This window comes from Aurantiacibacter sp. KMU-128 (assembly GCF_056933515.1).
Genome location: NZ_JBXORT010000001.1, coordinates 1,068,839 through 1,089,311, shown reverse-complemented (window position 1 = coordinate 1,089,311; position 20,473 = coordinate 1,068,839). Strand labels below are relative to the sequence as shown.

Sequence of the window (20,473 nt, the reverse complement as noted above, 5' to 3'; positions counted from 1 at the left end):
GCAAAACAAAAAGGGCGGTCCTGCGGGGCCGCCCTTTTTGTTTGTCATGTGCTCGTGCGGTTAGGCCCGCGTGCGATCCCACTCGTCAAATTCGTAGGCGATGGAGCCTTCGACTAGAATCTCCCAAATATCGCCGATCACCGTCTCAGGCAGGCCCGCCGCGCGCGCCTCGGCCTTCGCAGCGTCGATAACCGCCGCCTTGCGATCCTCGTCACGAACCACATCGCGGCTCGGCTTGATCCGTGCCGCCGCGCGCATATAGCCAAAGCGCCGCGCCAGCAGCGCGACCAACTCGCGGTCGGTCGCATCCACGCCTTCGCGCACTTCGGGCATGGTGGAACAGTCATCGGGCAGTTTGGGCATTATGCGTCAGGCTTTCAGGTAGTCGCGGCGAAAGTTTCGGGCGAAATCATCGAATGTGCCCGCGCTAATGGCATCGCGCATCGCCTGCATCAACTGCTGATAGAAGCTGAGATTGTGTTCGGTGAGCAGCATCGCGCCCAAAATCTCGCCGCTCTTGTGCAGATGGTGCAGATAGGCGCGGCTGTAATTGGTGCAGGTCGGGCACGGGCAGCGCGGATCGAGCGGTCCGGTATCCTCCGCATGGCGGGCATTGCGCAGATTGACCGGACCGTCCCACGTAAAACCCTGCCCGTTGCGGCCAGATCGCGTGGGCAGCACGCAATCGAACATATCGACCCCGCGCTCGACCGCGCCGACCAGATCGTCGGGCTTGCCAACGCCCATCAGATAACGCGGCGCGTCTTCGGGCAGCATTGCGGGCGCATAGTCGAGCACGCCGAACATCGCCTCCTGCCCCTCACCCACAGCAAGCCCGCCGATCGCGTAACCATCAAAACCAATCGCCCGCAGCGCCTCTGCCGAGCGGCCGCGCAGCCTCTCGTCCAACGCGCCTTGCATGATGCCGAACAGCGCCGAGCGTGATGCATGTTCCAGCCCGCTGTCGAAACCGTCGCGGCTGCGCTGCGCCCAGCGCATGGAAAGCTCCATGCTCGCCTCGATCTCCTTCATCGGCCGGTCGGCGCGCGGGCATTCGTCGAACGCCATCACGATGTCGGAGCCGAGCAAGCGCTGGATTTCCATGCTGCGTTCGGGTGTGAGCATATGTTTGGAGCCATCGATATGGCTGCGGAATTCCACGCCCTTCTCGGTCAGCTTGCGCAGATCGGACAGGCTCATCACCTGATAGCCGCCGCTATCGGTGAGGATCGGGCGCTTCCAGCGCATGAACTGGTGAAGGCCGCCCAGCTTGGCAACGCGCTCTGCACCCGGGCGCAGCATCAGGTGATAGGTATTGCCGAGGATAATGTCCGCACCGCTTGCGCGCACATCCTCCACCTTCATCGCCTTTACCGTTGCGGCAGTGCCCACCGGCATAAAGGCGGGCGTGCGGATCGTCCCGCGCCGCATTTCGATCTGCCCGGTGCGCGCACGGCCATCGGTCGCGTTAAGCGTGAACCGGAATCTCGGTTTCTCAGAAGCCATAGATCAGCGTGAAGCGGGTGAGCGTATCGGTCGTTTCAGCGCCAACGCCGGGATTGCTGTCATACTCGATCGCCCAAGACGCGCGCGCGCGCAGATTGCCGATGATCGAGGCTTCAAGCCCGGTCGTCGCGGTGATGCTGGTGTTCGCGCTGTCGATCACCACCAGCGCCTCACCGCCGGTTTCGACTGTGGAATTGGCGTCCTGCGTTAGCTTGATCGAATCGGTGATCTGCCAGTCGAAATCGACGCCGAAGAGCGCGGCGAGATTCTGGTTGCGGCGCCCATCGGTGAAATCGGTGACGCGGTAGGCCGGGCCTGCCTTGATCGACAGGTCGAGCCGGTCGGTGTCGATGACATGGTAGCCGAGACCGCCGGAAACGACATAGCGTTCGGCATAGCCTTGGCGGTTATCCCGCTCGAACTGCGCAAGGCCGAAGGCAAACAGGCCCTCATCGATCTGGTAGCGCGGCTCATATTGCGCGAGCAATTGCTCACGCGTGGTCCTGCCATCCTGGCGGCGGTAATCGGCGGCGAAGCGCAGCCGGTGCTGCCAGTCGATCCCGTTGCGGTTGAGCGCCAGCGCGGCGGACACGCCTATCTCGTCGGTATTGCCGGAGGACTGGAAACCGCCGATCTGCCCTTCCCCGCCCCAATTGTCGAAGAAGCCCGCCTGCCGGATCGCCTCCTGCTCGGCTGCAGCCGCAGCAGCGGCGGCCTGCGCCCGCTCCGCACGATAGGCCTGGAAGCGCGCATCGATCTGCGCAGCACTTTGCGGGAAAGCAGCGCGTGCGGCATTGAACACTGCCTGCACGTCATCAGCATCGCCACTGGCAATCGCTGCCTCGATCATCGCGGAGGCCGCTTCGGGTAGCGGTGGCGCCTCCTCCTGCGCGAAAACAGGGGTGGCGAGTACAAGGAGCGGAGCAGAAAGGAAAAGCAGTCTGGTCATGCTGCGCCTGCTAACGCGTCATTCGCGCAGACGCCAGCCTGTCTTGAATATCCACGCGATAATGCCGACACACACTGTGAGGAAAGCCAGCGTTGCGCCGAGCGAAACGCCAATCGGCAGGTCGGACTCGCCGATAAACGTCCAGCGCAGACCGTTCACCAGATAGACCACCGGGTTCACCAGCGAGATCGAACGCCAAGGCTCGGGCAGCATATCAAGCGTGTAGAAGGTACCGCCAAGGAAGGTAAGCGGGGTGAGCACCAGCAGCGGCACGATTTGCAGCTTTTCGAAACTGTTCGCCCACAGACCGATGATGAAGCCGAGCAGCGAGAAGGTCGCCGCCACCAGCAGAATGTAGAAGAAGGCGAGCACCGGATAGGCGATCTGGTAGTCGATAATCAGCGCCGCCGTGCCGAGGATGATTGCCGCAAGGATCAAGGACTTCACCGCCGCCGCGCCGACAAAGCCGATCAGCGTCTCGATCACGCCTACCGGGGCCGACAGCAGCTCGTAAATCGCGCCGGTGAATTTGGGCATATAGATCCCGAAGCTCGCATTGCTGGTGCTTTCACTGAGCAATGTGAGCATCAGCAGGCCGGGAACGATAAACGCGCCATAGGGCACGCCCGCGGTCGTTTCGACCTGCCGCCCCATCGCCGCGCCAAAGACGACGAGATAGAGCGAAGTGGTGATGACGGGCGAAAGGATCGAGCCGAAGGCGGTGCGGAACATCCGCATCAGCTCGTTCTTGAAGATGGCATAGGCGCCGCGCAGATTGAGATGCATCACGCCGCCTCCTCTTTGCGCTGGTGGACAAGGTCGACGAAGATGTCTTCCAGCGTGCTCTCGCGGGTGTCGAGACCGGTGAAGGCGATGCCCTGACGGGTGAGTTCCTGCGCCAGCTCGGCGACCTCGCGCTTGCCCTTCCCTGTGCCATCACCGCCGCGATAGACGAGGCTTCGTCCGTCCTTCTCCAGGTGCAGCGGATAGGCGGAGAGGCTCGTTGGAACCGCTACCATCGCCTGCGCCAGCTCGAAATGCGCTTCGGTGCGGCCGAGCTGCGCCATCATCGCGTCCTTGTCATCCACCAGCAGGATCTCGCCTGCATTGATGACGCCCACGCGGTCGGCCATTTCCTCGGCCTCTTCGATATAGTGGGTGGTGAGAATGATCGTCACGCCGCGCGTGCGCAGCGCGTCAATCTGCCGCCACATATCGCGGCGCAATTCGACATCAACGCCCGCTGTCGGTTCATCTAGGAACAGCAGCTCGGGATCGTGGCTTAGCGCCTTGGCGATCATCACGCGCCGCTTCATCCCGCCCGAAAGCTGGCGGATTTGCGCGTCGCGCTTGTCCCACAGGCTGAGGCTCTTGAGGATATCCTCTACCTTCGCCTCGTCGGGCGGGCAGCCGAACATACCGCGCGAATAGCGCACCTGCCGGATCACCGTATCGAACATATCGAAGCTGAGTTCCTGCGGTACCAACCCGATACGGCGGCGCGCGGTCTTCCAGTGCTTGGCGATATCGAGCCCGAATGCGTGCATCGCACCGCCCGTCGGCCGCACCAGCCCGCACACCGCGCCGATCAGCGTCGTCTTTCCCGCGCCATTGGGGCCGAGCAACGCGAAAATCTCGCCACGGCGGATCGCCAGATCAACGCCCTTGAGCGCCTGCACCCCGCCGGAATAGGTCTTCTCCAGCCCGCGAATATCGAGAATGGTTTCGCTCATCGCAGCACACATCGGCGGATGGCCTTCGGATTACAAGTGTTGCCCGTCAGCGCGGCAGCAACAGGCTCGAATCCCCATAGCTGTAGAAGCGGTACTTGTGCTCAATGGCGTGCGCGTAGGCCGCCAGCATCCGTTCGCGGCCCATCAGTGCGCTCACCAGCATCATCAGCGTTGATTTCGGCAAATGGAAATTGGTCATCAGCCCGTCTACAGCTTTGAAGCGATAGCCGGGCGTGATGAAAATGTCGGTATCGGCGGCAAAGGGCTGGATGGTGCCGTCTTCCGCCGCCGCGCTTTCCAGCGTGCGCAGGCTGGTGGTGCCCACCGCGATGATCCGTCCACCCGCCGCGCGCGCAGCGTTCAGCCTTTCAGCGACATCGGCAGTGATACGGCCCCATTCGGAATGCATCGCGTGATCGTCCGTATCCTCGGCCTTTACCGGCAGGAATGTACCCGCGCCAACATGGAGCGTGATCGTCTCGCGCTTCACCCCGCGCGCATCCAGCGCCGCGATCAGTTCGGGGGTGAAATGCAACGCCGCCGTGGGCGCGGCCACCGCCCCGTCCTCGCGCGCAAACATCGTCTGGTAATCTTCGCGGTCTCGTTCATCGGTGGCGCGCTTGCCTGCGATATAGGGTGGCAGTGGCATGGTGCCTGCCCGCTCGAGCAGCACTTCGACCGGCTCCTCGCCCGCGAAGGAGAGCGTGAAGGAGCCATCGGCATGGCGGGCCTCGGCTGTCGCAGTGACGCCGCCGCCGAACACCAGCTCGTCGCCTTCCTTCACCCTTTTGGCATTGCGGATAAAGGCCTGCCAACGGCGCAAATCCTCGCGCTTGTGCAGCGTGACGCCGATCTTCGCCTCACCACGCCTGCCCTCCAATTGTGCCGGAATTACCCGGGTGTCGTTAAACACCAGCACATCGCCGGGTTCGAGCAGGTCGGGCAGGTCGCGCACGCCCTTGTCAGCCAGCGGCTCGTCCCCGCGCACCAGCAGCATTCGCGCCGCATCGCGCGGCACAGCAGGGCGCAGCGCGATCAGCTCTTGCGGCAGATCGAAATCGAACAGGTCAACCTTCACCGAACGCGTGCCCCACCAGTCGGGAAAGGCTTAATTGCCTGCTGGCGCGTTGAGCATATCCAGGGTGATGACTTCATCCTCCGCCGGAGCATCGGGCCGCGGCATCATTTGCGGGATGTTGTCCGCCGCGATGGAGGCCTGCAACACCCGCGTGGGGTTTGCCGGAGGCTCACCGCGCGAAATCGCGTCGACGGCGGCCATATTGTGGATGACGCGGCCGAAATTGGTGTAGTTCCGGTCGAGCGCAAAGGTCGGGTAGAAGACGATAAAGAACTGGCTGTTCGCGCTGTCTTCATTGCCACCCTCGCGCGCCATCGACACGGTGCCGCGCACATGGGGGAGGAAGTTGAACTCGGCTTCCAGATCGGGCAACGTCGAGCCACCCTGCCCGGTGCCCGTCGGATCGCCGGTCTGGGCCATAAAGCCATCGATCACGCGGTGGAACGGCACGCCGTTGTAGAACCCGTCGCGGGTCAGCGTCTTGATCCGCTCGACATGATTGGGCGCCCATTCGGGGACGAGGCGGATCGCCACACGCTCGCCGGTCGACAGGTCAAGCAGGAGGATGTTTTCGCGGTCTTCATTCATGTCGAAATTGACGCGCAGCGGCATATCGCCGAATTGCGGAATGGCCGATTGCACCTGCTCCACAGCAGGCTGAAGGTTGGTTTCCTGCGCGTTGGCGGCGGTGGAAACCATCGTAAGAGCGGCAAGCGCCGAAAGCGCGAAAGTGCGAAGCATAAATCCCATCCGGGTTGTAATCCTAAGTATGCCCGCGGTGTTAGTGGCGGCGGGCTGACAGTTCAATGAACATCTCCCCTCCCGCTTGCGGGAGGGGCTGGGGGAGGGAATGTAAATTGCGGTGATACAATGACAGGCCCTCCCCTGACCCCTCCCGCAAGCGGGAGGGGAAAACCCTCTCATATCTCGCCCCGCCGCCCGATTTCGGCAACACGGGCCTCGACAGCGACCTTCACCTGCGGCGCGACAAATGGCGCGATGTCGCCGCCATAGAGCGCGATTTCCTTTACCAGCTTGCTGGCGATGGGTTGCAGCGAGATGTCGGCCATCAGGAAAACGGTCTCGATGCTGGCATCGATCTGCTGGTTCATCCCGGCCATCTGGTATTCGTATTCGAAATCGGCGACCGCGCGCAGGCCGCGAATGATCACGCCCGCGCCAACATGGCGGGCATATTTCATCAGCAGCGCATCGAAACCGCGAATCTCGACATTGGTAAGGCCAAGCCGTTCGACTTCCGCCGCCATCATCTCCATCCGCTCATCGGTGGTGAACATCGCGGTTTTGCTGGGATTGGTGGTGACGCCAATAATCAGCCGGTCCACCAGCTTGGCACCGCGCCGGATAATATCCGCATGGCCAAGCGTGCAGGGATCGAAAGTGCCGGGATAGAGGCCGATGCGTTCGCTGCTCACCTGTCCCGCTCCACGATAAACCTCGCCAGCGCGCGCAGCAGGTCGGCTTCGCTGCCGTGGCTGGCGAGGTGGCCAATCGCCTGATCCGCCAGCGCGTGCGCCTGTGCGCGTGCGCCATCGACGCCCATAAGGCTGACGAACGTCGCTTTGCCCGCATCGGCATCTTTGCGCAGCGCCTTGCCCGCCTTGGCCTCGTCGCCCTCTTCATCGAGTAGATCGTCAGCGATCTGGAAAGCGAGGCCGCTATCGCGGGCGTAGTTGCGCAGGTGCGAGCGCCCCTCTTCCGGAACCTTGCCAAGGATCGCGCCCATTTCCACCGCCGCGCACAGCAGCGCGCCGGTTTTAAGCTGTTGCAGACGGGTAATCGTGTGCAGATCAAGATCGCCGCCGACTTCCTCGGCCGCGATGTCCATCACCTGCCCGCCCGCCATGCCCTTGTGGCCGCTCGCGCTTGCCAGTGCATGGACAAGCTCGGCGCGGATCCACGGATCGTTGCTCACCTGCCGCCCGCCGAGAATCTCGAACGCCAGCGCATGGAGCGAATCTCCCGCCAGCACCGCAATCGCCTCGTCAAACGCCTTGTGCAGTGTCGGCTTGCCGTGGCGCATATCGTCATCGTCCATGCACGGCAGATCATCGTGGATCAGCGAGTACACATGGATCGCCTCTATCGCGGCTCCGGCATAGACCGCCGCGGCACGGCTTGCGCCATACATCTCGGCTACCGTCGCCAGCAGCAGCGGGCGCACCCGTTTGCCGCCGCCGATGGCAGCATAGCGCATCGCCTCCACCAGCCGCGCGGAGTTGTCCTCCGGCACCGGCAGGAGCGCGTCGAACGCGTTGTCGATTTCCTGCTGGATGCGTTTCAGCCCGCTGCCCAGAATATCATTCGCCACGACGAGTTCCATCAGTCCGTATCGAAGGGCTGCGTGCCCTGCGCCTTGCCGTCCGGCCCGGCGACAATCTTCTCGATCCGCGCCTGCGCCGCATCGAGCCGCGCCTGACAATGCTGGCGCAGCTTCTCGCCCTGTTCGTAGAGATCAATGCTCTCGTCGAGCTTTGCCTCGCCGCTTTCCAGCTTGCGCACAACATCTTCGAGCGCACGCAGCGCGTCCTCGAAACTCATTTCGGCAATGTTCGGACTATCTCCCATGCGGGAACCTTTGGCCCGCACGTGCATCGGGGTCAAGCAGGCCAAGCCAAGGGGAGCCGGATATGAAGTGGATTATTGCCTATATCGCCGCCGCGATTGCGTTCGGGGTGCTCGACAGCTTCTGGCTGCGTTGGGCCGCGCCGAACCTTTACCGGCCTGTCATCGGCGAGATATTGGCTGACAGCTTCCGTATGGGACCGGCGCTGGCGTTTTACGCAATCTACATCGCGGGCATGGTGTGGTTCGGCATCAAGCCGGGGATCGAAAGCGGCAATGTGTTGCAGGCGCTGCTTAACGGCGCGCTGCTGGGTCTGGTCTGCTATGCAACCTTTGACCTTACCAGCCAGGCAGTGATGAAGGTTTGGGCGACGCATATTTCTATTGCCGACATCGCTTGGGGCACATTTGCCACGGGGGTGGCGAGCGCGGTGAGTTGCTGGGTGGTTTTGCGCTTCTTCCCATGAACAGGCTTTTTTGAGGGAAACTGGGTGCCACAGGGCTAGCGAACAGGGTGATGCGGAGCTAAGGCGCGTCCCATGAGCGAAATCACCCCCGAAGTGGTCGAACAGCACGGCCTCAGCCCCGAAGAATATGACCGCGTGCTCCATGCCCTCGGGCGCGAGCCCAACCTTGTCGAGCTGGGCATTTTCTCGGTCATGTGGAGCGAGCACTGCTCCTACAAATCCTCGCGCCTGCACCTCAAGAAGCTGCCTACCGAAGCGCCGTGGGTGATCTGCGGCCCGGGCGAGAATGCGGGTGTGATCGACATCGGCGATGGTCAGGCGGCGATCTTCAAGATGGAGAGCCACAACCACCCCTCTTACATCGAGCCCTATCAGGGCGCGGCGACGGGCGTTGGCGGTATCTTGCGCGACGTTTTCACCATGGGTGCGCGTCCGGTGGCTAACGCCAATGCGCTGCGCTTTGGCCGTCCCGATCACCCGAAGATGAAGCATCTTGTGCAAGGCGTGGTCGCAGGCATCGGCGGCTACGGCAATTGCGTCGGCGTGCCGACCGTGTGCGGCGAGACCAATTTCCATCCCGCCTATGATGGCAATATCCTCGTCAACGCGATGACCGTGGGCGTCGCCGATGCGGACAAGATTTTCTACTCTGCCGCGACGGGCGTGGGCAATCCGATCGTCTATGTCGGCTCCAAAACCGGCCGCGACGGTATTCACGGCGCGACCATGGCCAGCGCCGATTTCGAGGAAGATGCCGACGCCAAGCGCCCGACGGTGCAGGTGGGCGACCCCTTCACTGAAAAGCTGCTGATCGAAGCCTGCCTCGAACTGATGGCGACCGATGCTATCGTCGCGATTCAGGATATGGGTGCAGCCGGCCTCACCTCCTCGTCAGTCGAAATGGCGACCAACGGCAAGGCCGGTATCCGGCTCGACATGGACAAGGTGCCGTGCCGCGAAGAGGGCATGACGCCGTACGAGATGATGCTGTCGGAGAGCCAGGAGCGGATGCTCATGGTGCTGAAGCCGGGCAAGGAAGCCATGGCGGAAGCGATCTTCCGCAAGTGGGAACTCGATTTCGCAGTCATCGGCGAAGTCACCGACACGCAGCACATGGTGCTCGAATGGGGCGGCGAAGTCGTGTGCGACATTCCGCTTGGCCCCCTCGCCGCCGACGCGCCGCTTTATGACCGGCCCTATATCAGCCGCGAGGAATACGCCGCGTGGGCCGGCATTGCGCCGATCACCGAAAGGCCCGACAGCGCCGATCCGGGGGCGGATTTGCTGACGCTGCTCGCCAGCCCCAACCTTGCTTCGAAAAGCTGGATCAGCGAGCAATATGACAGCCAGGTCGGCGCGGATACGCTGCAGACCGGCGGCGATGCGGGGGTGGTGCGCGTGCATGGCACGAAGAAGGCGCTCGCCATCAGCACCGATTGCACCCCGCGCTATGTCCATGCTGACCCCTATGAAGGCGGCAAGCAGGCGATTGCCGAGGCCTATCGCAACCTCTGCGCGGTGGGTGCGCGTCCGCTGGCAGTGACCAACTGCCTCAACTTCGCCAACCCGCAGCGGCCCGAGATCATGGCGCAGCTTGTCCACGCGCTGGAAGGCATGGGCAAGGCGTGCAAATATCTCGATTTCCCCATCGTTTCGGGCAATGTCAGCCTTTATAACGAGAGCAAGGCGACGGGCGGTGGCTCGGCCATTCTGCCCACCCCTGCCATCGGCGGTGTCGGCCTGATCGACGACTATGCGCAGATGATGACGATGCCGTTCAAGGCGGCGGGCGAAACGATTTACCTGATCGCACCCGAGGCATGGGCGACACCCGATCCCTCCCGCTCGCATCTCGGTAAATCGCTCTGGCTGAGCACCGTGCCTGGCCGCGACGAAGGCCGCGCGCCGCCGGTCGATCTGACGCTGGAAAAGGCGGCGGGCCGCATCGTGCGCGAATTGATCGCGGACGGGCTGGTGAGCGCGGTGCACGATATCTCCGACGGCGGCCTTGCCGTCGCGCTTGCCGAAATGGCGATGGCGAGCGGGATCGGCGCCGATGTGCAGGCGGACGACAAATACACCGCTGCACAATGGTGGTTCGGCGAGGATCAGGGCCGCTACATCATCACCGTGCCCGATACGCAGGCCTTCAACGAAGCACTCGCCAAGGGCACCGAGAATGACGAGACGGCTGCGGTGGGTTTCACCCGCATCGGCACGACTGGCGGAGACAGCCTGCTGGGCGTGAGCATTGACGAGATGCGCAAGGCACATCGTAGCTTCTTTGCAGAGTGGATGGGGTAAGCCAGTAACCGTCACCCCGGCGAAGGCCGGGGTCCAGATCACCAGGTCGGCACTGGATCCCGGCCTTCGCCGGGATGACGATATGACCGAAACCCACCACCCCTTTCCGCCGTTGCCCGATTATTCGGATGAAGAACGCATCGCCCGCGCCAAGGCCGCTTACGAGCAGCTCAAGACGCGCCATTCGTGCCGCGACTTCTCCGATGCGCCGGTGCCGCGCGAAGTCATCGAATACGCGATCCGCACGGCGGGCACCGCGCCCAATGGCGCGAACCATCAGCCGTGGCATTTCGCGGTGATCCACTCGCCCGAGAAAAAGCGCGCCATTCGCGAAGCTGCCGAAGCCGAGGAACGGCGTTTCTATGGCGAGGATGGCGACAAGCCCAAGGCGAGCGAGGAATGGCTCGACGCGCTCGCCCCCATCGGCACCGATGCGTCCAAGCCCTATCTCGAAACCGCGCCGTGGCTGATCGCCTGCTTCGCGCAGCGTACCGGCGGGATCGATGAAGATGGCGAGACGCAAAACTACTACGTCAATGAAAGCGTCGGCATCGCCTGCGGAATGCTGATTACCGCGCTGCACGAGGCGGGGCTGGCGACACTGACGCACACCCCCTCCCCCATGGGTTTCCTGCGCGATCTGTGCGGACGCCCAAAGAACGAAAAACCGCTGATGATTATCGTCGCGGGCCTGCCGGGCGAGAATGCGACCGTGCCGGAACACGCGATCCGCAAGAAGCCGCTCGAACAGATTGCCAGCTGGTTGTGAGTTCGCGCTAACCCAAAAACCCGCTCATGCTGAGCCTGTCGAAGCATCGTCCTTCACTTGGGGGACTTCGCCAAAAGGAAAAGCGATCCTTCGACAAGCTCAGGATGAGCGGTGGTGGTTAGTCGCGTTGGATGCCTAACCCACCCAATCCTTCTCCGGAATTTCCAGCAGCTTGAGCAGGCTGGTCAGATCGCCGCGATCAACCCAGCCATTCGCCGCCGCGCGGGCTTTGGGCTTGGCGCGGTAGGCGATGCCGTAGGTTGAGGCTAGCAGCATCGGGATGTCGTTTGCCCCGTCACCCGCCGCCATGCTGACAATATCAGCGCCCAAGGCGGCAGTTTCCTCGCACAGTACCGCTTCCTTGGTCGAGCTATCGACAATCACGCCCACCAGTCCGCCGGTGAGCTTGCCGCCTGCAACCTCCAGCCGGTTGCCGACCACCCGCTCAAAGCCCAGTCGCTCGGCCACACGGTCAGCAAAGTGATGGAAGCCACCGGTCACCAGCACGGTGCGGCAGCCTTGGCTCTTCAGCGTCTCGACCAGAACCCGCGCCCCCGGCGTCGGGCGGATGCGTTCGGCAAGGCACTGGTCGATCGCGCTTTCATCCAGCCCCGCCAGCAGGCCAACCCGCTCGCGCAGAGCGCTTTCAAAATCGAGCTCGCCCTGCATCGCCCGCTCGGTGATGTCGGCCACCTTGTCCTTCAATCCGGCGAAATCGGCGAGTTCGTCGATGCATTCCTGCCCGATCATGGTCGAATCCATGTCGGAGACAAAGATCCGCGGGAGGGCGAAGGGCGCGGTCGCCACAATCGCGTCGCTTTCGGGGAAATGCGCGTCCAGCGCGGCGCGGAACGCAGCCTTATTGCTGCCCGGGCTTTCGATCTGCAGCACGTCGCCGCAGAAATCGAGCATCGCCGCGTGCGCCACCGGCGCCTCGCCGCCGGCCAACGCCGCCGTCATCGCTTCGAGGCGGGTTTCCAGTGTGGCGGGGTCTGCTATCAGACGGGCGATGAGCACTTCGGCAACTCCTGCGCAAAACAAGGTCGCGCTCATTGCAGGGCCAACCGCGAGCGGCAAGTCCGATCTGGCGGTGCAACTGGCAAAGGCGTGGGAAAGCGGGCGCGATGCGGGCGCGGTCGTGATCAATGCCGACAGCGCGCAGGTCTATGCCGATTTGCGCGTGCTGTCCGCCCGCCCCGACGAAGAAGAGATGCAAGGCGTGCCGCATCGCCTGTTCGGCACATGGGACGGCGCGCAGGCGTGTTCGGCAGTGGATTGGGCGGAGAAGGCTAAGGCCGAGATTGCAAGCGCGCATTCTGCGGGCGACCTACCGATACTGGTCGGCGGCACAGGTATGTATCTGCAAGTGTTGCTCGACGGGATTGCTCCCATCCCGCCTATCGATCCTCACATCCGCGCCGAAATCCGGGCTCTGGATGTGGGCGATGCCTATTCCGCTCTGAGTGCGGAAGACCCCGAACGTGCCGCAATGCTCGCCCCGCTGGACTCGCAAAGGATTGCCCGCGCGCTGGAAGTCGTCCGTTCGACCGGCGTGACGCTGGGCGAATGGCAGAAGCGCAAAACCGGCGGGATTGGGGACGCAATCGAGCTGCACCCGTTGATCCTGCTACCCGAACGCGGATGGCTCTACGAACGCTGTGACCGGCGGCTGGAGATCATGGCGGCCAATGGCGCGGTGCAGGAAGTCGAAGCCCTGCTCGCCCGCCAGCTCGACCCCGATCTGCCTGTCATGCGCGCCATCGGCGTGCGCGAGTTTGCCGGATTTGTGCGCGGCGAATGCGCGCTAGAGGAGGCAATCGCGACAGGCCAGCAATCCACCCGCAATTTCGCCAAGCGGCAATATACGTGGTTCCGCAACCAGCCTCCGCCCGAATGGCCGCGCGTAGAGCCAAGAAACGTCGATATTCGCGCACAATTCGACATATTATTTCACGATTAGCTGTTGACAAGACATTTTCGAAAAGCTACTTCGCGGATCGAGAGAACGGAACTATGGCCCGGCAGGAGCGATCTTGCCGGGTTCATTTTTGTCCGTTGAGAGCCGAGGAGTGCTATCGTGTCGGAAGAACGCAGCGGAGCTGCGATATTGGTTGAATGCCTTGCGCGGCAGGGCGTGGAATTCGTCTTCGGTTATCCCGGCGGCGCTGTCTTGCCGATCTATGACGAGCTGTTTTCCGACACGCGCATCCGCCACATCCTTGTCCGGCACGAGGCTGGCGCAGCGCACGCGGCGGAAGGCTATGCCCGCTCTACCGGCAAGCCGGGCGTGGTGCTGGTGACGAGCGGCCCCGGCGCGACCAACGCGATTACCGGCATTGCCGATGCCTATATGGACTCGATCCCGATGGTGGTCATCACCGGACAGGTGCCCACGCCCCTGATCGGGACAGACGCCTTTCAGGAAGCCGACACGGTTGGCCTGACGCGGCATTGCACCAAACACAATTATCTTGTGAAAGACCCTGAAGACCTTGCCGCAACCATCGAAGAAGCCTTCGAAATTGCGACAACCGGTCGCCCCGGCCCGGTCGTGATCGATATTCCCAAGAACGTGCAGATCGCCACCGCGCAACAAGGCGAAGGCCCTGCCCCGCGCAAGAAACGCTATCACCCGCGTATGGTCGGCTCGGCAGACGAAATCGCCGAAGCGGTCGAACTGATCGCCAATGCCGAGCGTCCCGTCTTCTACACCGGCGGCGGCGTTATCAATTCCGGCCCCAAAGCGACCGAACTGCTGCGGCAACTCCAATCGATCACCGGCGCACCCACCACCTCCACGTTGATGGGTCTCGGTGCCTTCCCCGCTGACCATCCCGACTGGCTGGGAATGCTGGGAATGCACGGCACGTTCGAAGCCAATATGGCGATGAACCAGTGCGACGTGATGGTGTGCATCGGCGCGCGATTTGATGACCGTGTGACGGGCAGGCTCGATGCTTTCTCGCCGGGATCGAAGAAAATCCATATCGATATCGACCGCTCCAGCATCAACAAGATCGTGCCGGTCGATCTCGGCATTGTCGGCGACTGCGCGGCGGTGCTCGAACAGATGATTTCGTGCTGGGGCGACAGGAAGAGCAAGGACCTCGGCGAATGGAAGGCGCGCATCGCCGGATGGCGTGCGCGTGACAGCCTCGCCTATCCGCCGAGCAAGGACGCGATCATGCCGCAATTGGCGGTGGAGCGTCTTTTCGCCCTCACCAAACACCGCGATCCGATCATCACCACCGAAGTCGGCCAGCACCAGATGTGGGCGGCGCAATATTTCGGCTTTATGGGCCCGAACAAATGGCTCACCAGCGGCGGCCTTGGCACGATGGGTTACGGCCTGCCTGCAGCCATCGGCGCGCAATTGGGCAATCCGGACAGCCTCGTGATCGATATTGCCGGTGAAGCCAGCATCCAGATGAATATCCAGGAGCTCGGCACCGCCAGCCAGTTCCGCCTGCCGGTGAAGATCTTCATTCTCAACAATGAATATATGGGCATGGTCCGCCAGTGGCAGGAGCTGACCTATGAAAGCCGCTATTCGAACAGCTATTCGGACAGCCTGCCCGATTTCGTGAAGCTGGGCGAAAGCTATGGCTGGAAAGGCATCCGCATTACTGACGAGGCGGGCCTCGATGCAGGCATTCAGGCGATGCTCGACCATGACGGGCCGGTGATCGTCGATTGCCAGGTGGCCAAGGACGCGAATTGCTTCCCGATGATTCCCTCGGGCGCGGCGCATACCGATATGCTGCTTTACGGTGATCTGGTCGGCGGCACGATGGAAGACGAAGCGAAGGCCTTGGTGTAACATGAAAATCCAGCACCGCGCTTCAGAGCGCCACGTCCTCACCGTTGTTGTCGATAACGAGCCGGGCATTCTCGCCAAGATCACCGGCCTGTTCACCGCGCGCGGTTACAATATCGACAGCCTGACCGTGGCCGATATCAGCGAGGATCACGCGATCAGCCGCATCACCATCGTCACCGGCGGCCCGCCGCAGGTGATCGACCAGATCCAGGCGCAGCTTGAGCGGCTGGTACCCGTCCACCGCGTGATCGACCTCACCGAAGAAGGCCCGCATGTCGAGCGCGAACTGGCGCTGGTGAAGGTCAAGGGCACGGGCGAAACCCGCGTTGAGGCGCTGCGCACCGCCGAAGTTTTTCGCGCCAGCGTGGTCGATACCACGCCCGAAAGCTTCATTTTCGAACTTACCGGCTCCTCCACCAAGGTCGACAGCTTTGTCGCCCTGATGCGCGGGCTGGGCTTGGTGGAAGTCGGGCGCTCGGGCATAGTCGGCATGATGCGCGGAGCCGAAGGGGCCTGAACACTATGGAATACGTAAATCCAGCTTTTCTGCTGCTGATGGCAGCTGCCTTGTGCGCGATTACCGCACTGGTGCATTCCGTGCTTGGCGAACAACGGCTGATCCAGCCGATCCTCGCCAGCGGTATGCCGTTAATGGAAAGCCCGCTCGCCCGCGCGGTTACGCGCTTTGCGTGGCACTGGACGACGCTGCTGTGGTTCTGCGTGGCGGCGGTGCTGGCGCTCTCGGCCTATGGCGATATCGCGGTGCCGAACCTCCTCCTTGCCATTGGCGCGGTGCATCTCGTCGCCGGGATTGGCGACGCCATTCTTTCGCGCGGGCAGCATATCGGCTGGCCGCTCATCACCATCATCGGAGTGCTCACGCTCTCCGCCCATTACATCACACAGAACCCGTAGGATTACCCGATGAAAGCCTTTTACGACGCCGATTGCGATCTCAACCTCATCACCGACAAGACCATCGTCGTGCTCGGCTATGGCTCGCAGGGCCACGCCCATGCGCAGAACTTGCGCGATAGCGGGGTGAAGGATGTGCGCATTGCCCTGCGCGAAGGCTCCGCCACCGCGAAGAAGGCAGAGGCGGCCGGGTTCGAAGTCGTCAGCAACGCAAAAGCCGCGGAAATCGCCGACATTCTGATGATCCTCGCTCCGGACGAGCATCAGGCGGCGATCTGGGCGAATGATCTGAAAGGCAAGATGAAGCCGGGTGCGGCGCTCGCCTTTGCCCACGGTCTCAACGTGCATTTCGGTCTGATCGACCCGACCGACGATATCGACGTCATCATGATCGCACCCAAGGGCCCCGGCCATACCGTGCGCAGCGAATACCAGCGCGGCGGCGGCGTGCCCTGCCTCATCGCCATCCATCAGGACACCAGCGGCAACGCCCATGATATCGCGCTGGCCTATGCCAGCGGTGTTGGCGGCGGGCGCAGCGGCATTATCGAAACCAATTTCAAGGAAGAATGCGAAACCGACCTGTTCGGCGAGCAGGCCGTGCTGTGCGGCGGCATCAGCCATCTGATTATGGCCGGTTTCGAAACGCTGGTGGAAGCGGGCTACGCCCCCGAAATGGCCTATTTCGAGTGCCTGCACGAAACCAAACTGATCGTCGATCTGCTGTATGAAGGCGGGATCGCCAATATGCGCTATTCGATCAGCAACACTGCCGAATATGGCGACTATCACACCGGCCCGCGCATCATCACCGATGAAACAAAGGCCGAGATGAAGCGCGTGCTCGACGATATCCAGCGCGGCAAATTCGTGCAGCGCTTCATGCTCGATAACGCCGTCGGCAATCCGGAAATGAAGGCCGCGCGCAAGCGTCAGGCCGAACATCCGATCGAACAGACCGGCGCGCAATTGCGTGCGATGATGCCGTGGATCACCGCCAACAAGCTGGTTGATAAGACCCGCAACTAGCCGCTAGTCCGGCGGTGTAATGAACGACAACCGCTTCACCCTCATCGCCCTGCTCGTCTGCGGGGCGCTGTGGGCGGGCGTCGTGCTGTTCCAGTCGAGCGAGAACCTCGGAAACGAGATTTACGAGCGCACCGTCAGCGATGCCGCGATCGAAGAAGCGGCGCGCGCGCAACTGGCGCAGGTGCAGCGCGATTCCTTCGCCGAGGACAAGGAGTTTTGCGGCCTGCTGGCCGAGAATGCCGATGGCGAAATAGTTTCGCGCACCGTGCTGGTGGGCGATCACGAAAGCTGCGACATCACCTTTTTCGACGTGCGCACGCTCTATCCGCTGGCCACCTATCACACCCATGCGGGCTTCAATCCCGATTATGACAGCGAAGTCCCCTCGCTGATCGATGTCGAAGGGGACATGGCAAGCGGAATGGACGGCTTTGTCGCCACGCCCGGCGGGCGCTTCTGGCATATTGATGGCGCAACCGGCGTCGCGCGGCAGGTGTGCGGCGAGGATTGCCTGCCCAGCGATCCCGACTACCGCGAATGCAGCGGCCCGCCGTTAGCGGAGCAATACACGCTCGAGGCGCTGCGCGAACGCGCCGAAAGCGCTTGGGGTGCGTGCTAGGGCGGGCGAAAGCTGCGCCTTGGCCGGAACAAGTTTTCCTCCTTGGACATTGAGCGTGTGATCCCCACCTTCGCGGGACGCAGGTTTCAAGGAGTTCCCCATGCGCAAGACCATTCTCGCCCTTACCGCTTCTGGCGCGGTTGCCGCGTTCGGCGCGACCGCCTCGCTCGCCGTTACCAATGACAATCCGCCGGTCTTCCAGTCGCTCGATCCCGCGAGCGTCGAGTCCGGCACCTACGCCACCGATCCTTCGCACACGCTGGTCGAATGGCGGGTGAGCCATTTCGGCTTCAACGACTATTTCGGCCTGTTCGGCGATGCCGAGGGGACGCTGGAGCTTGATACCGAGAACATGGCGAACACGTCGGTTGATGTGCGCATCCCGATCAACTCGCTCGCTGTGGTGAGCAGTGGCCTGCGCGAACATATGCTGCGCCCCGGTGCCGATGGCGGCGCGCCCGATTTCTTCGGCCCCGATGCGGATGATGCCCGCTTCGTCTCCACCGCGATCCACCAGACCAGCGAGACGACCGCGCACATCATCGGGGATCTGACCATTAACGGGCAGACCAACCAGGTGATGCTCGACGCCGAGTTTTCGGGCAGCGGCGACAATCCATTCAACCAGCGCACCACGGTCGGCTTCCACGCCACCACGACGATCATGCGCAGCGAGTTCGGCATGGACTACGCCGTGCCCGCCATCGGCGATGAAGTGGTGCTCGACATTACTGTCGCGTTCGAAAAGCAATAAGGCACCTTTTGCTGCATGAAACACGGGCGCTGCGCACAAAAAGTGTGCAGCGCCCATTTTCGTGTCTGGACGCTCTGCCGCTTCCCCGCTAAGCCTACTGCTATGCACTCGGCCTACAGCCTGCTTCTGCTTCGACTTACACGCCCTTAGGCGTGCCGTTCTGCCTGCGCATTGCAGGCACACCGCCTAAGGGCTTCTCCATCGCACCGAACCCAGTCGAACAAGGCTTAGCTTTCCATGCCCATGCTCCGCGATCCGAGCGCCAAATACCGTCCTTTCCCGCAGGTTGATCTGCCCGACCGGCAATGGCCCAGCCGCACCATCACCGCGCCGCCGCGCTGGCTCAGCACCGATCTGCGCGATGGCAACCAGTCGATTATCGACCCGATGGACCGCGCGAAGAAGACCCGCTTCTTCGATCTGCTGGTGGAGCTGGGCGTGAAGGAAATCGAGGTCGGCTTTCCGGCGGCAGGCGAGACCGAATTCAGCTTCATCAACTGGCTGGTGAATGCCGACAAGGTGCCCGACGATGTCGTGGTCCAAGTCCTCACCCAGTCGCGCGAGGATCTGATCAAGCGCAGCTTCGAAAGCCTTGAAGGCGCGCATTCGGCCATCGTCCATCTCTACAATGCGGTCAGCCCCGCATGGCGCGAGATCGTGTTCAAGATGAGCCGCGAAGAAGTGAAAGCGATTGCGATCAAAGGCGCGCAATTGCTGGTGGACGAGGCGGCGAAGCGGCCCGGCACTGACTGGCATTTCCAGTATTCGCCAGAGACCTTTTCCACCGCCGAACTCGATTTCAGCCTGGAGGTTTGCGAGGCGGTGATGGCGACGGTGGGCGCGACGGCAGATCGGCCCGTCATCCTCAACCTGCCCGCCACAGTCGAAGCGGCAACGCCCAATGTCTATGCCGACCAGATCGAATATTTCTGCCGCAATCTGCCGAACCGCGATGCGGCGGTCATCAGCCTGCACACACATAACGACCGCGGCACGGGCGTTGCCGCTGCGGAGCTGGGCCTGATGGCGGGCGCTGACCGGATCGAAGGCTGTATGTTCGGCAATGGCGAGCGGACGGGCAATTGCTGCCTCGTCACCGTGGCGCTCAATATGTACACGCAGGGCATCGATCCCGGCCTCGATTTCAGCGACATCGACCGCGTGATCGAGACGGTGGAGTATTGCAACGCCCTGCCCGTCCACCCGCGCCACCCCTATGGCGGCGAACTGGTGTTCACCGCCTTCTCCGGCAGCCATCAGGATGCGATCAAGAAGGGCTTCGAGGCGCGCGAGGGGCAGAATGACGAAGGCTGGCGTGTGCCCTATCTCCCGATCGATCCGGCCGATCTGGGCCGCTCCTACGAAGCAGTGATCCGCGTCAATTCGCAGAGCGGCAAAGGCGGTTTCGCCTGGGTGCTGCAGCAGGACCAAGGGCTGAAACTGCCCAAGCGGCTGCAAGCCGACTTTTCGCGCCATGTGCAACATCTGGCCGACGATCTGGGACGCGAGCTCAACGCGGCGGATATCTGGGACTGCTTCCGCACGACCTATTACCTGCAAGTCGACAAGCGGCGCTTCAAGCTGGTCGATTACGAGGAAAGCCGCGGCTCGGACGGCACGCGCATCTTCACCGGCACGGTCGAAGTCGATGGCGTAGAACAGCGCGTTTCGGGACGCGGCAAGGGGCTGATCTCTTCGGTGCTGGCGACCCTGCGCGACAGTTTCGGGCTCGACTTTGAAGTCACCGATTATTCCGAGCACGCGCTGGGTTCGGGCGTCGATGCCAATGCGGCGGCCTATATCGAGTGGGCTGCACCCGATGGCCGCAGCGGCTGGGGCGTCGGGATGGACGAGGATGTGGCGAGCGCGGGCGTGCGCGCTCTGCTCAGCGCCGCGAATGCCGCCTCGCAAGGGCCCGGCACGCCGCCCTATTGAGCCATAAGG

General features: G+C 62.6%; 22 protein-coding genes. 11 read left to right on the top strand and 11 right to left on the bottom strand.

Features of this window, described 5'->3' with window-relative positions; translation table 11 throughout:
* Nucleotides 1-60: 60 nt before the first annotated feature.
* The 10 genes from ACS0VV_RS05530 to ACS0VV_RS05485 form a co-directional block, all read right to left on the bottom strand.
* Nucleotides 61-363, bottom strand: coding sequence for a chorismate mutase (locus ACS0VV_RS05530; protein ID WP_483531726.1), 303 nt, complete (start codon nt 361-363; stop codon nt 61-63).
* A gap of 6 nt (nt 364-369) precedes the next feature.
* The gene (gene tgt / locus ACS0VV_RS05525) at nt 370-1,506 is read right to left on the bottom strand and encodes a tRNA guanosine(34) transglycosylase Tgt (protein ID WP_483531725.1); all 1,137 of its coding nucleotides are present in this window, start codon (nt 1,504-1,506) and stop codon (nt 370-372) included.
* Complete coding sequence (locus ACS0VV_RS05520; RefSeq protein ID WP_483531724.1) at nt 1,496-2,455, bottom strand: DUF481 domain-containing protein; 960 nt, start codon at nt 2,453-2,455, stop codon at nt 1,496-1,498. Before ACS0VV_RS05520 ends, tgt begins: the two co-directional genes overlap by 11 nt.
* 18 nt (nt 2,456-2,473) lie before the next feature.
* The gene (locus ACS0VV_RS05515) at nt 2,474-3,241 is read right to left on the bottom strand and encodes an ABC transporter permease (RefSeq protein WP_483533504.1); all 768 of its coding nucleotides are present in this window, start codon (nt 3,239-3,241) and stop codon (nt 2,474-2,476) included.
* Nucleotides 3,241-4,188 (bottom strand): ABC transporter ATP-binding protein, encoded by a 948-nt coding sequence (locus ACS0VV_RS05510; protein ID WP_483531723.1) that lies wholly within the window; start codon nt 4,186-4,188, stop codon nt 3,241-3,243. Before ACS0VV_RS05510 ends, ACS0VV_RS05515 begins: the two co-directional genes overlap by 1 nt.
* Nucleotides 4,189-4,234: 46 nt before the next feature.
* Nucleotides 4,235-5,266: a tRNA preQ1(34) S-adenosylmethionine ribosyltransferase-isomerase QueA gene (gene queA / locus ACS0VV_RS05505; RefSeq protein ID WP_483531722.1), complete on the bottom strand. Its 1,032-nt coding sequence runs from the start codon at nt 5,264-5,266 to the stop codon at nt 4,235-4,237.
* Between the two features lie 30 nt (nt 5,267-5,296).
* Nucleotides 5,297-6,007, bottom strand: a complete 711-nt coding sequence (locus tag ACS0VV_RS05500) for a peptidylprolyl isomerase (RefSeq protein ID WP_483531721.1) — start codon at nt 6,005-6,007, stop codon at nt 5,297-5,299.
* A 179-nt stretch (nt 6,008-6,186) separates the two neighbouring features.
* Nucleotides 6,187-6,702: a pantetheine-phosphate adenylyltransferase gene (coaD, locus tag ACS0VV_RS05495; protein WP_483531720.1), complete on the bottom strand. Its 516-nt coding sequence runs from the start codon at nt 6,700-6,702 to the stop codon at nt 6,187-6,189.
* The gene (locus ACS0VV_RS05490; protein WP_483531719.1) at nt 6,699-7,610 is read right to left on the bottom strand and encodes a polyprenyl synthetase family protein; all 912 of its coding nucleotides are present in this window, start codon (nt 7,608-7,610) and stop codon (nt 6,699-6,701) included. Before ACS0VV_RS05490 ends, coaD begins: the two co-directional genes overlap by 4 nt.
* Nucleotides 7,610-7,855, bottom strand: a complete 246-nt coding sequence (locus ACS0VV_RS05485; RefSeq protein ID WP_483531718.1) for an exodeoxyribonuclease VII small subunit — start codon at nt 7,853-7,855, stop codon at nt 7,610-7,612. The genes ACS0VV_RS05490 and ACS0VV_RS05485 overlap by 1 nt, the downstream gene beginning before the upstream one ends.
* Nucleotides 7,856-7,917: 62 nt before the next feature.
* On the opposite strand from ACS0VV_RS05485, the gene ACS0VV_RS05480 reads away from it, so the two are divergent.
* The 3 genes from ACS0VV_RS05480 to ACS0VV_RS05470 all read left to right on the top strand — a co-directional run bounded on the left by ACS0VV_RS05480 (nt 7,918) and on the right by ACS0VV_RS05470 (nt 11,392).
* Nucleotides 7,918-8,319, top strand: coding sequence for a DUF2177 family protein (locus ACS0VV_RS05480; RefSeq protein ID WP_483531717.1), 402 nt, complete (start codon nt 7,918-7,920; stop codon nt 8,317-8,319).
* Nucleotides 8,320-8,391: 72 nt separating this feature from the next.
* Nucleotides 8,392-10,623 carry a phosphoribosylformylglycinamidine synthase subunit PurL gene (gene purL / locus ACS0VV_RS05475; RefSeq protein ID WP_483531716.1) on the top strand — a complete coding sequence of 744 codons (2,232 nt, stop codon included), beginning with the start codon at nt 8,392-8,394 and terminating at the stop codon, nt 10,621-10,623.
* Nucleotides 10,624-10,705: 82 nt separating this feature from the next.
* Nucleotides 10,706-11,392 carry a nitroreductase family protein gene (locus ACS0VV_RS05470; protein ID WP_483531715.1) on the top strand — a complete coding sequence of 229 codons (687 nt, stop codon included), beginning with the start codon at nt 10,706-10,708 and terminating at the stop codon, nt 11,390-11,392.
* A 135-nt stretch (nt 11,393-11,527) separates the two neighbouring features.
* Here ACS0VV_RS05470 and serB read toward each other — a convergent pair whose 3' ends face one another.
* Nucleotides 11,528-12,409 (bottom strand): phosphoserine phosphatase SerB, encoded by an 882-nt coding sequence (serB, locus tag ACS0VV_RS05465; protein WP_483531714.1) that lies wholly within the window; start codon nt 12,407-12,409, stop codon nt 11,528-11,530.
* On the opposite strand from serB, the gene miaA reads away from it, so the two are divergent.
* The 8 genes from miaA to leuA all read left to right on the top strand — a co-directional run bounded on the left by miaA (nt 12,402) and on the right by leuA (nt 20,464).
* A complete protein-coding gene (gene miaA, locus ACS0VV_RS05460) occupies nt 12,402-13,352 on the top strand; it encodes a tRNA (adenosine(37)-N6)-dimethylallyltransferase MiaA (RefSeq protein WP_483531713.1) in 951 nt (316 codons plus the stop codon). The genes serB and miaA overlap by 8 nt on opposite strands.
* Nucleotides 13,353-13,469: 117 nt before the next feature.
* Nucleotides 13,470-15,212: a biosynthetic-type acetolactate synthase large subunit gene (gene ilvB, locus ACS0VV_RS05455; RefSeq protein ID WP_483531712.1), complete on the top strand. Its 1,743-nt coding sequence runs from the start codon at nt 13,470-13,472 to the stop codon at nt 15,210-15,212.
* A gap of 1 nt (nt 15,213) precedes the next feature.
* The gene (ilvN, locus tag ACS0VV_RS05450) at nt 15,214-15,729 is read left to right on the top strand and encodes an acetolactate synthase small subunit (protein WP_483531711.1); all 516 of its coding nucleotides are present in this window, start codon (nt 15,214-15,216) and stop codon (nt 15,727-15,729) included.
* Nucleotides 15,730-15,734: 5 nt separating this feature from the next.
* Entirely contained in the window at nt 15,735-16,127 is a 393-nt protein-coding gene (locus ACS0VV_RS05445) for a hypothetical protein (RefSeq protein ID WP_483531710.1), read from the top strand.
* A 9-nt stretch (nt 16,128-16,136) separates the two neighbouring features.
* Nucleotides 16,137-17,156 (top strand): ketol-acid reductoisomerase, encoded by a 1,020-nt coding sequence (ilvC, locus tag ACS0VV_RS05440; RefSeq protein WP_483531709.1) that lies wholly within the window; start codon nt 16,137-16,139, stop codon nt 17,154-17,156.
* Between the two features lie 19 nt (nt 17,157-17,175).
* Nucleotides 17,176-17,775 carry a DUF4329 domain-containing protein gene (locus ACS0VV_RS05435; RefSeq protein WP_483531708.1) on the top strand — a complete coding sequence of 200 codons (600 nt, stop codon included), beginning with the start codon at nt 17,176-17,178 and terminating at the stop codon, nt 17,773-17,775.
* A 100-nt stretch (nt 17,776-17,875) separates the two neighbouring features.
* A complete protein-coding gene (locus ACS0VV_RS05430) occupies nt 17,876-18,529 on the top strand; it encodes a YceI family protein (protein WP_483531707.1) in 654 nt (217 codons plus the stop codon).
* A gap of 237 nt (nt 18,530-18,766) precedes the next feature.
* Nucleotides 18,767-20,464 (top strand): 2-isopropylmalate synthase, encoded by a 1,698-nt coding sequence (leuA, locus tag ACS0VV_RS05425; protein WP_483531706.1) that lies wholly within the window; start codon nt 18,767-18,769, stop codon nt 20,462-20,464.
* The last annotated feature ends 9 nt before the right edge of the window (nt 20,465-20,473 follow it).